This window comes from Paracoccus sp. SCN 68-21, assembly GCF_001724535.1.
GTDB classification, from domain to species: Bacteria; Pseudomonadota; Alphaproteobacteria; order Rhodobacterales; family Rhodobacteraceae; genus Paracoccus; species Paracoccus hibiscisoli.
This window is the reverse complement of sequence record NZ_MEES01000014.1, coordinates 23,474-36,925: the sequence shown is the minus strand read 5'-3', so window position 1 is coordinate 36,925 and position 13,452 is coordinate 23,474. Positions and strand designations below refer to the sequence as shown.

Annotated in this window: 12 protein-coding genes; 8 read left to right on the top strand and 4 right to left on the bottom strand. The window is 69.7% G+C overall.

Going from position 1 to position 13,452, the window contains the following annotated elements; genetic code table 11:
• The first annotated feature begins 72 nt into the window (after positions 1-72).
• From ABS73_RS06435 to ABS73_RS06410, 6 genes are read left to right on the top strand one after another with little or no spacing between them, the layout of a single operon-like run.
• Positions 73-1,032, top strand: coding sequence for a Bug family tripartite tricarboxylate transporter substrate binding protein (locus tag ABS73_RS06435; protein ID WP_277018608.1), 960 nt, complete (start codon positions 73-75; stop codon positions 1,030-1,032).
• Between the two features lie 29 nt (positions 1,033-1,061).
• Complete coding sequence (locus tag ABS73_RS06430; protein WP_277018610.1) at positions 1,062-1,472, top strand: tripartite tricarboxylate transporter TctB family protein; 411 nt, start codon at positions 1,062-1,064, stop codon at positions 1,470-1,472.
• 4 nt (positions 1,473-1,476) lie between these two features.
• A complete protein-coding gene (locus ABS73_RS06425; protein ID WP_277018612.1) occupies positions 1,477-3,006 on the top strand; it encodes a tripartite tricarboxylate transporter permease in 1,530 nt (509 codons plus the stop codon).
• Between the two features lies 1 nt (position 3,007).
• Positions 3,008-4,357 (top strand): acyclic terpene utilization AtuA family protein, encoded by a 1,350-nt coding sequence (locus ABS73_RS06420; protein WP_277018614.1) that lies wholly within the window; start codon positions 3,008-3,010, stop codon positions 4,355-4,357.
• A complete protein-coding gene (locus tag ABS73_RS06415) occupies positions 4,354-4,656 on the top strand; it encodes a DUF4387 family protein (protein WP_277018616.1) in 303 nt (100 codons plus the stop codon). Before ABS73_RS06420 ends, ABS73_RS06415 begins: the two co-directional genes overlap by 4 nt.
• Before the next feature lie 49 nt (positions 4,657-4,705).
• A complete protein-coding gene (locus tag ABS73_RS06410; RefSeq protein WP_277018664.1) occupies positions 4,706-5,668 on the top strand; it encodes an AbrB family transcriptional regulator in 963 nt (320 codons plus the stop codon).
• Positions 5,669-5,671: 3 nt separating this feature from the next.
• Here the strand turns inward: ABS73_RS06410 and ABS73_RS06405 are convergent, their stop codons facing one another.
• On the bottom strand, positions 5,672-6,538 hold the full coding sequence (locus tag ABS73_RS06405; RefSeq protein WP_277018619.1) for a LysR family transcriptional regulator: 867 nt from the start codon (positions 6,536-6,538) through the stop codon (positions 5,672-5,674).
• A 105-nt stretch (positions 6,539-6,643) separates the two neighbouring features.
• Between ABS73_RS06405 and ABS73_RS06400 the strand changes: the two genes are divergently transcribed.
• Positions 6,644-8,158, top strand: coding sequence for a proton-conducting transporter transmembrane domain-containing protein (locus ABS73_RS06400; RefSeq protein ID WP_277018620.1), 1,515 nt, complete (start codon positions 6,644-6,646; stop codon positions 8,156-8,158).
• A gap of 24 nt (positions 8,159-8,182) precedes the next feature.
• A complete protein-coding gene (locus tag ABS73_RS06395) occupies positions 8,183-10,531 on the top strand; it encodes a YbcC family protein (RefSeq protein WP_277018622.1) in 2,349 nt (782 codons plus the stop codon).
• Positions 10,532-10,534: 3 nt separating this feature from the next.
• Here ABS73_RS06395 and ABS73_RS06390 read toward each other — a convergent pair whose 3' ends face one another.
• The 3 genes from ABS73_RS06390 to ABS73_RS06380 all read right to left on the bottom strand — a co-directional run bounded on the left by ABS73_RS06390 (position 10,535) and on the right by ABS73_RS06380 (position 13,439).
• Positions 10,535-11,260, bottom strand: a complete 726-nt coding sequence (locus ABS73_RS06390) for a COG3904 family protein (RefSeq protein WP_277018625.1) — start codon at positions 11,258-11,260, stop codon at positions 10,535-10,537.
• A gap of 11 nt (positions 11,261-11,271) precedes the next feature.
• Complete coding sequence (locus ABS73_RS06385) at positions 11,272-12,558, bottom strand: hypothetical protein (protein ID WP_277018627.1); 1,287 nt, start codon at positions 12,556-12,558, stop codon at positions 11,272-11,274.
• 83 nt (positions 12,559-12,641) lie between these two features.
• Positions 12,642-13,439, bottom strand: coding sequence for a Crp/Fnr family transcriptional regulator (locus ABS73_RS06380; protein ID WP_277018628.1), 798 nt, complete (start codon positions 13,437-13,439; stop codon positions 12,642-12,644).
• Positions 13,440-13,452: the final 13 nt, after the last annotated feature.

Genomic DNA, 13,452 nt, shown 5'->3' with positions numbered 1-13,452 from the left:
CGTGTCAGCTTTTCACCAAATGGTTGACCCCGCAAGCCCGCGACCAATGCGGGACATGTCTGGGAGGACACCATGAAAATCTGGACCCGTGCAGCCGCTGCTGCGCTGCTGATGACCGTTGCCATTCCGGCCAGCGCCGCCGAATGCATCGCACCCGCCAACCCCGGCGGTGGCTGGGACTTTACCTGCCGCCAGATCGGCCGGATCATGACCGAACTGGGGCTGGTGCCCAACATGGTGCAGGTCACCAACCTGGCCGGTGCCGGTGGCGGCGTGGCCTATACCCAGGTCGTCAGCAAGCGCGGCAGCGACCCCGAGGTCTTCGTCGCGGCGTCGTCGTCCACGACCACGCGCCTGGCACAGAACGCCTTTGCGGGCGCCACGGCGGACCAGGTGCGGTGGGTCGGCTCGATCGGCGGTGATCCCGGCGTAATCGTCGTGGCGCAGGACAGCCCGTTCCAAAACCTGACCGATCTGGTCGAGGCGGTGAAGGCCGATCCGGCCAGCGTGGCGTTCGCGGGCGGATCCGCCGTCGGCGGCTATGACCACCTCAAGGTGCTGATGCTGCTGAACGAGGCCGGGTTCGAGGACATGCGCTCGGTCAAGTATATCGGCCTGGACGGCGGCGCGGATGCCATCACCCAGACCGTCGGCGGTTTCGCGCAGGCTATGACGGGCGATCTGTCCGAGATCACCGGCTTTATCCGCTCGGGCGACGTGCGCCCCATCGCGGTCCTGTCCGAGGAGCGCGTGGCCGGTTTCGACGACGTGCCCACCGCCAAGGAGCAGGGCATCGACAGCGTGTCGATGAACTGGCGCGGCGTCTATGTCCCCAAGGACGTCAGCGACGAAGACTATGACAAATGGGTCGACATGCTGCGCCAGGTCGGCGAATCCGAGCAGTGGCAGGCCGTGATGGCCGAGAACGGCCTGGAATCCTACGCCCTCTTCGGCGACGAGTTCGAAGCCTTCGTCAACCAGAGCATCGCGGACGTCCAGGACATCTCGCGCGAGATCGGTCTGGTGCAATGACCCGGGGCGACCGTTTCTTCGGAGCGTTCATGCTGATCGTCGCACTGGGGTATATCCTCAGTGCGCGCGGCATCCAGACCAGCTTCATGTCCGATCCCGTCGGGCCGCGGGTGTTCCCCTATCTGGTGGCGGCGGTCGTCATCCTGTGTTCGCTGGTGATGATCCTGCGCCCGGACCCCGACGAGGACTGGCCCGCGGGCCCGATGGTCCTGCAGCTGGGCATCGCGCTGGTGGTGCTGATGGGCTATTCGCAGGCGATCTCTCAGCTTGGGTTCCTGATCCCGACGGCGATCGTGGCGGGCATCCTCAGCTGGCAGATCGGCGGCAATCCGGTTCGTTCGGCGATCACGGGCCTGGGCCTGTCGGTGGGTCTGTTCGTGCTTTTCCGCGTCATCCTGGGACTGGGCCTGCGTGGCCTTCCCGCCGGAATGGGGTTCTAAGATCATGGAAACACTGGCCAATCTGGCGATGGGTTTCTCCATCGCCCTGACGCCTTATACGCTGATGCTGGCGATCATCGGCTGCTTCGTCGGCACGATCATCGGCGCGCTGCCGGGCCTAGGGCCGTCGAACGGCGTGGCGCTGCTGATCCCGATCAGCTTCTCGATGGGGCTGGACGCGATCTCGGCGCTGGTGCTGCTGACCTCGGTCTATTACGGCGCGATGTATGGCGGGCGGATCAGCTCGATCCTGCTGAACATTCCGGGCGACGAGCCTGCGATGATGACCACCCTGGACGGCTATCCCATGGCGAAACAGGGCAAAGCCTCCGAGGCGCTGGTCGTGTCGGGCGTGGCGTCCTTCGTGGGCGCCATGCTGGCCACGATCGGCCTGATGATCTTTGCGCCCTATCTGGCGCGGGTCGCCTATCAGTTCGGCCCGGCGGAATATTTCGCGCTGTACATGCTGGCCTTCTGCACCCTGGGCGGGATCGGATCGTCGAACCAGGCCAAGACCGCGATGGCCGCCGCCATCGGTCTTGGCATCGCCATGATCGGCATGGACAAGACCACCGGCATGCCGCGCTTCACCTTTGGTGAACTGCACCTGATGGACGGGGTCGATTTCCTGGTCGCCATCGTCGGCCTGTTCGCGGTGGCCGAGGTGTTCCACTTCATCGAAAGCCACGGCAAGGACAGCGCCATCGGCGTCAAGCTGGGCAAGATCCTGGTCCCCTGGCGGATGCTCAAGCAGACCAGCGGCGCGATGCTGCGCGGCACGGGCATCGGCTTTGTCGCGGGCGTCCTGCCTGGCGCGGGCGCGTCCCTGGGATCGTTTCTGGCCTACATGGCCGAGAAATCGGTCGCCAAGGGCGCCGACAAGGCCAGCTTTGGCAAGGGCAACCCCAAGGGCGTCGCCGCCCCCGAGGCGGGCAACAACGCCGCCGCCGGCGGTGCGCTGGTGCCCATGCTGACGCTTGGCGTGCCGGGTTCGGGCACCACGGCGGTCCTGCTGGCGCTGCTGCTGACGCTGAACATCACGCCGGGGCCGCTGCTGTTCGCGGAACGCCCCGAGGTGGTGTGGTCGCTGATCGCGTCGCTGCTGATCGCCAACGTGGTCCTGCTGCTGATGAACGTCCCCATGGTCAAGGTCTTCGTCAAGATCCTGTCGGTGCCGGCCTGGGTGCTGCTGCCGGGCGTCACGATGATCGCCTTTGTGGGCATCTATTCGCTGACCGGGTCCAGCTTTGACATGCTGCTGATGGTGGCTTTCGGGGTGCTGGGTTATGTCATGCGCAAGCTGGGCATTCCCACGGTTCCGGTGATCCTGGGCATCCTGCTGGGCAACGCGATGGAGGACAACCTGCGCCGTGCCATGGTGCTGTCCAACGGCGACTGGTGGTATCTGCTGTCCTCGCCCATCGCTATCGGCTTGTTGATCGCGGCAATTGTCGGTTTTGTCGCACCGATCTTTCTGCGCCGAATCCTGAAGAAGCCTGCGGTCCCCCACGACCCGACCCTGAACGAGGATTGACATGACCACACGCGTTCTGGTGCCCTCGGGCGTTCTGGGCCTGGGCTTTGACCGGGCGGCACTGGAACGCGGCGTGGCCCTGTCCCCCGACATCATCTGCATCGACGGAGGGTCCACTGACAGTGGGCCCTTCAGCCTTGGCGCGGGCCAGTCGAAATACTCGCGCGCGGCGACGAAATCGGAATGGCGCAGCCTGATGCAGGCGCGCGCGCAGGCCGGCGTGCCCTTGGTCATCGGCACCGCGGGCACCTGCGGCACCGACAGCACGGTGGACTGGATGTTCGACATCACGGTCGAGCTGGCCCGCGAACTGGGCCAGACCCTGCGCGTGGCGCGCCTTTATTCCCAGCAGCCCACCGCCCGCGTGGCCGAGGCGCTGGAGGCCGGTCGCATCAGCCCCCTGCCCCCCGCCCCCGACATCCGGCTGGACGATCTGACCAACATCGTGGCGCTGGCGGGCGCGGAACAGATCCAGGCCGCGCTGGCCACCGGCGCCGATATCGTCATCGCGGGCCGCACGACCGACACCGCCACCATCGCCGCCCTGCCCCTGTCGCGCGGGGACGCGGCAGGCGGCGTCTGGCACGGCGCCAAGATCGCGGAATGCGGCGCGCTGTGTTCGACGAACCCGACCTCAGGCGTGATCATGGTCGATTTCGACCACGACGGCTTTACGGTCGAACCGCTTGCCGATGGCGCGCGCTGCACGCCGCATTCGGTGTCCGCGCATATGCTCTATGAGAATTCCGACCCATTCCGGCTCTATGAACCGGGCGGGTATCTGGACGTGACCGGGGCGCGATACACCGCGCTGGACGACCGCCGCGTTCGGGTCGAGGGGTCGTCCTGGGTGCCCGGCCCCTACACGGTCAAGCTGGAGGGCGCACGCATCGCGGGCTGGCAGACCACTATCCTGGCGATCCTGCGCAACGCCCATTACGCGCAGAACGCGCAGGCCTGGGTCGACCGCCTGACCGGCTTTCTGCAGGCAGAGATCGCCACGCGCATGGGCCTGGACCCCGCCGACTACGGGCTGGAGTTCCGCCTGATCGGCGTGAATGGCGCGCTTGGCCCGCTGGAGAACCGCACCGGCAGCCCGGTCGAGGTCGGCGTCCTGGGCATCGTCACCGCCCGGACCCAAGCCGAGGCCGCCGAGATCGGCAAGCTGATCAACCCCTTCGTCCTGCATTACCCGCTGACTGACGACGAGGAGCTGCCGACGTTCGCCTTCCCCTATTCGCCCGCCACGACCGATCGCGGGCCGCTGTATGAATTCGCGCTGAACCACGTGATGGCGCTGGATGACCCCATGTCGGCGTTCCGACTGACCGTGACCGAGGTGACCCCATGACGACGCTTGGCGATCTGGTGCTCAAGGTGCGGTCCAAGAATGCCGGACCGTTCTGGGTGACCATCGACGTCTTCTGCGACGATCCGGCCGTCTATGACCGCCTGACCAGCGATCTGTCCACGGACCGCGTGGCCGCGCTGTATCGCACCGCGCCCGAGACGCTGAAGCGGTTCGACATTCCCGATTTGCGCGTGATCAAGTTCAGTCTGCCCCGCCCGGTGATCCAAGGCGCGGCCAGCGACCGCGACATGCACGGCGCCCAATACGCGGCCCTTCTGGAAGAGCTTACGATTGACTAAACGCCTGACCGCCTTCGGCGCGGCCCTGGTGGGCGCGCTGGTGTTCCTGATGCTGGGCCTGCCGCTGCCCTGGCTGCTGGGGCCGATGCTGGCCTGTCTGGCCGTCGCGCTGTGCGGCGTGCGGATGCAGGGCGCGGGCCAGTTCGGCGTGTTCATGCGGACCTTTCTGGGCGTGGCCGTGGGCGCCTCGATCACGCCCGAGGTTCTGACCGGCCTGCCCGCCATCGCAGGCTCACTGGCCATCGTGCCGGTCTTCATCGCGGTGATCGCGCTGGTGGGGTATCCGCTATTTCGCAAAGGCTTCGGTTTTGACCACCCGACGGCCTGGTATGCCGCCATGCCCGGCGGGCTGCAGGACATGCTGGTCTTTGGAGAGGAGGCCGGGGGCGACATCCGCGCCCTGTCGCTGATCCACGCGACCCGCGTGCTGGTCATCGTCACGGTCGCGCCGCTGATCATGACGCTCTACTGGTCGGTGGACCTCTCGCAGCCGCCGGGCGCGCCGATCTCGTCGGTGGCCTGGGACCAGATCGCGCTGATGGTGGCCGCGGGTTTTTTGGGCTGGAAGATCGCCGAACGGGTGGGCCTGTTCGGCGCCTCGATCCTGGGGCCGATGATCCTGACCGCGGCGCTGTCGCTGACCGGCATCATCCAGACCCGCCCCCCGGCTGAGATTATCCAGGCCGCGCAATTCTTCATCGGCATCGCGGTGGGCGTGAAATATGTGGGCATCACCGGACGAGAGCTGCGCATCGACGTGACGGCGGGGCTGCTCTATTCGCTGGTCCTGGCGGTCATCAGCCTGATCTTTCTGGAAATCGTCTATCTGCTGGGGCTGGCCCCGGCGCTGGACGCCTTCCTGGCCTTCCTGCCCGGTGGCCAGGCCGAGATGGTGGTGATCGCCATCATTGCCGGGGCCGATCTGGCCTATGTGGTCAGCCACCACATCCTGCGGATCGTCTTGGTGATCCTGCTGGCGCCATTGGCCGCGCGGCTGCTGGGGCGGCGCTGAGGCTCAGGCCTCAGGCGCCAGCAGCGCGGCCAGCAGCGCGTTTGGGAACCGCCGCTGCTGGGTGACGGCAAAGAAGGTCTCGGTCAGGCTGTCCAGCCGCGCGGCCTCGGTCAGCAGGCCCGATTGCAACTCGTCCTGGACAACGATGGGCGGAATCACCGCCAGCCCCGCCCCCTCGCGCGCCAGCAGGCGCAGCATGGCCATGTCGTCGGCTTCGGCCGCGATCCCCGGCACCACCGACAGCCGCGCCAGCAGCGCATCGAACCCCGCCCGCAGCGCCGTGTCCCGCACCGGCAGCACCAGCGGCACCGCCCCCAGCAGATCGCGCAGCCCCATCCCCGCAGGCACCAGATCGCTACGCCCGATCAGGCCCACCGGCTGTTCGGCCAGCCGATGCACCAGCCAGGGGCTGACCGCATCGCGGGCGGGCGCGTGGTTGGTCAGCACCACGTCCAGCGCCATCGCCTCCAACCCGCGCAGCAGATCGGCCTGCGCGCCGGACCGAAGCACCACCTCGACATCGGCGCGCCCGATCAGCGGGCGCAGGAACTGCATCTGAAAGTTGCGCGACAGCGTGGCCAGCGCCCCGACCCGCAGCGCCCGGCGTGCGCGGCCCGTCTCGCGCAGCGTGGCGGCCAGGTCGTCGGCGGTGCGAAAGATCGTCTCGGCATGGTCCAGCGCGATGCGCCCGGCCTCGGTCAGGGCCAGGCCGCGGCCCTGGCGGTCGAACAGGTCGTGCCCCAACGCGGCCTCCAGCGTGCGCAGCTGGGTGGACAGCGCCGATTGCGACAGGTTCAGGCTGCGCGCCGCCCCGGTCAGCGTGCCATCCATCGCGACGGCGCGAAACAGGCGTAGGTGGTGCAGGTTCATGATTCATCCATCAGACAGAACGTTTGATCCTAAAATATGTAATTTTTGAAAGTTACGCCATAGGGTATCGCTGCCGGTGACCGAAATTCGCCCCAAGGTGTGCCGATGCTGTTCCCCCTGTCGTTTCTGGCCCCACCGCTGCTGTTGGCCGCCAGCCTGATCCTTCGCCGCAAATCCCCCCCCGCCCTGGCTGAGGCGGCAGGCCTGGCCGCGCTGGCCTTGATGGCCGGGGGGCTGGTGCAGCTGATCCTGACCGGTCCCGCGCGGCTGGATCTGGCCGCCGGGCTGTCGCTGCGGCTGGACGCGGTGGGGGTGACCATGGGGCTGCTGGTCGGCTTCGTGGGCTGGGTCGTGCTGCGTTACTCCCGCACCTATCTGCGGGCAGAGCCGGGTCAGCCTGCCGCGCTGGCGGGCATTCTGGCCTGTCTCGCGGCGGTCATGGTGATCGTGCAGGCGGGCAGCCTGATCCTGATGACAGCGGGCTTTGCGGTGGCGGGCGTGATCCTGCGCCAGCTGCTGCTGTTTCGCGCGGACCGGCCTGCCGCGCGGCGGGCCGCGTCGAAATTCGCGCGGGTCTGGGCGGCGGGCGATCTGGCGGCGCTGGTGGCCTGCGCGGTGATCTGGCGCGCGATCGGTACGACCGATCTGGACGCGATCGCCGCCGCGGCGGAGCGCGTGCCGACGCTGGCGGCGGCCCTGCTGGTGCTGGCGGCGGCGCTCAAGACGGCGGCCTTTCCGCTGCACGGCTGGCTGACCGAGGTGGTGGAGGCGCCGACCCCGGTCTCGGCCCTGCTGCATGCGGGCATCGTGAACGGCGGCGGGCTGCTGCTGATCCGCACCGCCGATCTGATGCAGGCCAGCCCCGGCGCGATGGCGGCACTGGTCATGCTGGGCGGGTTCACGGCGCTGTTCGGCGCGGCGGTCATGCTGACGCAAAGCGCAGTCAAGACGGCGCTGGCCTGGTCCACCGTGGCGCAGATGGGGTTCCTGCTGCTGCAATGCGGGCTGGGGCTCTGGGCGCTGGCGATGCTGCATATCGTGGCCCATTCGCTGTACAAGGCACATGCCTTCCTGTCCTCGGGCCAGGCGGTCGAGGATGTGGCCCGCAACCGCAAGCCCGGCCCCGTGGCCGTGCCGGGGACCTGGGCCGTGGCCCGCGCCTTTGGCCTGGCGCTGCTGATCTATGCGGGGGTGGCGCTGGTGTTCCAGCAGCTGGGCGCGCCGAAATCGGCGCAGGGGCTGGCGCTTGGCGCGATCCTGATCCTGGGCGTGGCCTATCTGATCGCGCAGGGGCTGGCCGATGCGGCCCCCGTCGCGCTGACGCGGCGCACAGGTCTGGCGGCGCTGGCCAGCGCGGTGGGCTATTTCGGGTTTCACCTGGGCGCGGCGCTGGCCTGGGGCGGGCAGCTGCCGCAGCCGCCGGTGCCCGGTGCGCTGGAATGGGCGCTGATCGTGCTGGCGCTGGCCTCCTTCGGGCTGGTGGCGGTGGCGCAGGCGCTGTTCCCGCTCTGGGCCTGGCACCCGGCGGCGGCGGCGCTGCGGGTGCACCTGGCCAACGGCCTCTATCTGAACGCGCTGTTCGACCGGCTGGCGGGCGGTTTCCGCACCGCCCGGTCCTGACCCCCTTTCACATCCGAGGTTGCCATGTTCCTGAACCATCCCGCCATCACCCCCGATCTGGACGCAGCCCTGCTGGACGCGGCCATGGCCGCCGCCCGCGCCATCCCCCCGGCCTTTCCGCTGGAGGCGACGGTCGCCGTGAACCCCTTCCTGGGCCAGGCCACCGAGGATCTGCCCACCGCCCAGGCCCGCCTGTCGCGCGTCGCGGGCATCGCGCTGACGCAGCCCCGCGCGGCGCTGGCGGCCCAAGTCGCCGACGGATCGATCACCGATGACGACCTGGCCTGCGCGCTGATCGCCAGCCCGCATCCGCTGAAACCCGTCGATCTGGCGATGCTGAAGGCGCGGATGTACGCCCCCGCGCCTGCGCCCCGCGCCCTGCCCACGGTGGCCGATCTGGCCGCCGCGCGGACGGGCATCGACTGGCCCGCGCTGATCGCGCGCTGCACGGGGCTGTGGGCGGCGGGGCGGTTCGATCAGGGTCAGGCGCTGTGGACGCCCGCGCCGGGGCTGGACTGCTTTCGCGCATGGCGGGATTGGGCGGTCCATGACCTGACGCCGGAAATCGCGGGCCTGCGCGGCTTTTGCGCCCATGTCGCGGCCAGCCCCGACACCGCCGAACGCGCCATCCTGGCGGCGCTGCACGATCTGTCGCTGACGCCCGAGGGCGCGACCACCGCCTGCCACCGGCTGCTGATCGACCTGGGCGGATGGGCGCAGCATGCGCGCTATCTGGCCTGGCAGGCGCAGATGGCGGGTGGGCAGGACCGCACGCTGACCGACCTGCTGGCGATCCGGCTGATCTGGGATCAGGCGCTGCTGGCGCGTCACCCCGACTTGGCCGCCGAATGGCAGGCCATCGCCCACGCCCATGCCGAGCCGGTCGAGCCCACCCCCGACGACGTGCTGGACGCGATCCTGCAGGATGCGGCCGAACGGGCGCATCTGCGGCGGCTGACGGCGGGCCTGTCCCCGGCCGCCCCCGCCCCCGCGCGGCCTGCGGTGCAGGCGGCCTTCTGCATCGACGTGCGCTCCGAGGTGCTGCGCCGCGCACTGGAATCGCAGGGGCCGGGGATCGAGACGATCGGGTTCGCGGGCTTTTTCGGCCTGCCGGTGGCGCATCACGGCCCGGCCTCGACCCTGGCCGAGGCGCATCTGCCGGTGCTGCTGAACGCGGGGCTGACCGCCTCCAGCCAGGGCACCCCGGAGGCCGAGCAGACCGCCCGCATCGCCGCGCGCGCCACCCGGGCCTGGGGCCGGTTCCGGCAGGCGGCGGTATCGTCCTTCGCCTTCATCGAGGCGGCGGGGCCGCTCTACGGTGCCAAGCTGCTGAAGGGCGCCCTGGGCCAGGTTCATGCGGCCAAGGCCGCGCCGCGCCCGGTCCTGTCGCCCGATCCGGGGCCGCAGGCGCAGGCCGATCTGGCGGCGGGCATCCTGCGGGCGATGGGCCTGACCCAAGGCTTTGCGCGGTTGGTCCTGCTGGTCGGGCATGGCGCACAGGTGACGAACAACCCCCATGCCAGCGCCTATCACTGCGGGGCCTGCGGGGGGCGCAGCGGCGCGGTCTCGGCCCGGCTGCTGGCGGGGCTGCTGAACATGGCGGACACGCGGGCGGGGCTGGCCGAGCGGGGCCTGCCCATTCCCGACGACACCGTTTTCGTGGCGGGCCTGCATGACACCACCACCGACTGGGTGACCCTGTTCGCGGATGACCCGACGCCAGGCCATGCGGGTGACCTGGATCAGGCGCGGCACTGGCTGGATCAGGCAGGCGCCCTGGCGCGGGCCGAACGCAGCCCCCGCCTGCCCGGCGCGCACCCCGCCACCGTCGCCGCCCGCGCCCGGGACTGGGCCGAGACGCGGCCCGAATGGGGGCTGGCGGGCTGCGCGGCCTTCATCGCCGCGCCGCGATCCGTCACGCGGGGGCTGGACCTGCAGGGGCGCGCCTTCCTGCACAGCTATGACCGCGCGCGTGACCCCGATCACGGCGTGCTGGAGCTGATCCTGACCGCGCCGGTGGTCGTGGCCAGCTGGATCAGCCTGCAATATTACGGCTCGACCCTGGCGCCGCGGGTGTTCGGGGGCGGCGACAAGCTGATCCACAACGTCACCGGCGGCATCGGCGTGGTCGAGGGGAACGGCGGCACCCTGCGCGCGGGCCTGCCCTGGCAGGCGGTGCATGACGGCACGCGGCCCGTCCATGACGCGCTGCGCCTGTCGGTGCTGATCGACGCGGACCCCGCCGCAATGGGCGCGATCCTGGCGCGGCATCCGGATCTCAGGGCGCTGTTCGACAATGGCTGGCTGAGCCTGTCGGCGCTGGACGGCCCGCGCGTGGTGGCGCGCTATCGCCCGGGGGGCGACTGGCGCTAGGGGTCAGCCCTCGGCCGGGGTGGTCAGGCGCAGATCGGCCATCTGCTCGGGCTCCAGCACGTTGATCTCGGCCGGGGGGGTGCGCAGGGCCAGCGGCATCAGGCGCAGGTCGACGCCCATCTGCACCAGATAATCCATCACCCCGGCCTGCGCGCGCTGCAGGTCGCTGACCGCCATGAAGGCGGGCAGGATGGTGTTCTGGCCGAAATAATGCTGATGCACGCCGACCACGCCGCCCGGCGCCACCTGCCGGTCGGTGCCCCCCGCCAGGATATAGGGGCAGGCCGAAAGGCAGACCGCCCCGTCGCCCACGCGCGTGGCCCAACCAGCGCCCCGGATCGTGCGCCCGATGGCCAGCGCGTCGGACACCGACCCGCCGGAACTGTCCAGCGCTACCCGCGTGGCCTCGGGTCGGGTGCGGTCCAGCCATTCGACAAAGCGGTCGGCATCGCCGGGCGCGATCTGGCCGGTCACGGTGATCGCGCCATCGGCTTGATCGAATTCCAGCGCCTCGGGCATGGGGCGCATGGCGGGCGCGCCGGGCTGCGCCGGGTCGGATGGGCGCAGATCAGGGCGATAGGGCCGCACGCTCGGCCCCTGCGACGGTGGCGCATAAAGGCCCGGTGCAGCCGCCCCCGGCGCGCGCCACAGATCCAGCCCCACGATCGCGCCCCCAAGCAGCACCTGAGAGATCAGCACCGCCCGCACCGCCCGGGCCGGGGATGACACCAGCCGCACCGCTAGACCTCGCGCCGGTCAGGATCGGGGTCGGCGGGGCGTGGGGGCGGCTGATGGGACAGCGCATCGACCTGGCGCAGTAGGTCGGAGGCCGCCAGCGCCGCGCGGAGTTCGCCCACCGTCATGCGGTCGTCGCTGTGCCCCTCTCCGCGCCCGGTGCGGATGGCGGCCTGGACCACCATAATGATGAAGACCAGCACCGCCGGCAGCAGGTCGATGGAAATGGCCCCCGCCCAAGCCGGCACGAAATTGCCCGCATAGGCGATGACCGCATCCGCGGCCGACATGGGCGTATAGAGGGCGTCGTCCGCATCGGGCAGCGCCATCACCTCGGCTGCGGCCTGGGCCAGGGTCTGGGCGCGCTGTTCGACCAGGGTCAGGACGGCGTTGATGGTGCTGGACTGGCCCGCGCGGGTGGCCTCGGTCGCGCCGTCCAGTTCGGGCAGGACCACCGCGTCGGACAGGTCCTGCGCCGCGCGCCCGACCAGCGGCGCGGGGTTCAGCTGGCGCAGCTGGGTGATCAGGCCCGCCAGCTCGACCGCGTCGCCCGAGAAACGCACCGTCCGGTCAGCCAGCGGCCCCGGCTCGACCGAGGTGCCGCGCATGCGCGACAGGATGGTATTGCCCTGCGCAAAGGTCTGCTCGATCGGGGCCTCGGCGCCCAGCAGCTGATTCTCCAACGCCTGCAGTTCGGCCCCCTTCTGGGTCAGCACGCGGAACACCGCGCCGCGCCCCGAGAACCCCGACAGCGTGCCGCCCGCCTCCTGCTCGGAGAGGTCCGAGAAACTTTGCCGGACGCGGGCCACGTCGCGCGACAGCGACTGACCCGCCACCGCATTGGCATGCGCCCGCTCCAGCGAGGTCTGATAGCTTTGCACAGTGGCCGCCATGTGCGTCTCGACCGCCGCCGTCCCGGCCAGCGCCGCCGCGTTCAGCCAAGACGACATGGCGATGATCGCCACCGAACCAAGCGCCATGGTCAGCATCAGCCCGATGCGCGACGCGGCCCCCCGCACCGCCGGCAGCAGCCGCAGCAGATAGGACCAGAAGACAAAGATGCCCACCGACACCGCGATGGAATAGGCCAGCGCCGCAAAGGTCGTCCACAGGCCCGGATCGTCCAGCAGCGTGCGAACGCCCAGATAGGTATAGATGCCCGACGCCGCCGACAGCACGCCAAGCGCGGTCGAGGTAAAGCTGTCCAGCCAGTCCAGATGCCGCTCCAGCTCGCGGGCATAGCGGTCGCCCGCGCGGTCGGGAGCGGGGGGCGAAAGGGGGTCTTGGGCCATGCGGTCTCCGGTGGCGCTGTGGGGCTGGGGCACAGATAACCGCAGATCGCGCGGTTTCTCAGCCCCTTGCGCGCCCGGCACGGTCACGCTTTCGGCATGAGGTCCGTGGGCGGGACGGCGATCGGACCGGCGGAGAATCCGTCCTCCAGCACGATCTGCTCTCCTCCGGGGCGGGTGCCCTGCAGGCGGGCGCGGTTCAGCACGCAGATCTCTCCGCGGCCCATCTCGACGGTGCCCTCATGGCGCAGCTGCGACAGGGTCTTGTTCACCGTCTGGCGCGAACATCCCGCAAAGCCCGCCAGTTCGGATTGGCTGAGGCGGATGCACGGCTCCTCAAGGCTGGTCATGGACAGCAGGTGCATGCGGATGCGGTCCTCGGCCCCGTAGAACATGGCGACGGAGTGCTGGCGGTTGTCGCGGGTCAGGCGGTCGTGAAAGATCCCGGCGAAATTGCGCAGCAGCAGGTCGGCGGGGACATGGCGCAGGATCAGCGCCGCGTCGAACAGCATCACCGTGGTGTCGGCCAGGGTGGTGCAGCTGGCCGCGCAAGCCCGGCCAGAAAACTGCTCGACTTCGCCAAGGACCTCTCCGGGGCTGGCCAGATGGGCCAGAACGCGGTTTCCGTTGATGTCCAGATAGCTGACCTCGATCCGGCCCGCCAGGATCAGATAGCCCCATTCGGCAGGCTCTCCCTGGCGCAGGATATCCTTGGGGCGGCGCAGATGCTGGATGCGCGTCTCCGACAGCATGGCGGTCAGACCGTCATCGGAGATGCCGCGGATCAGCAACGGGTCCAAGCGCCGGATGGTCGCCGCCCAATCCTGCGCGGACTGCCCGGCGCGCAGCCTTGGTCCCTCGCTTCCGGTAATCTGGCCTCGCATCTGTTGATCGCCC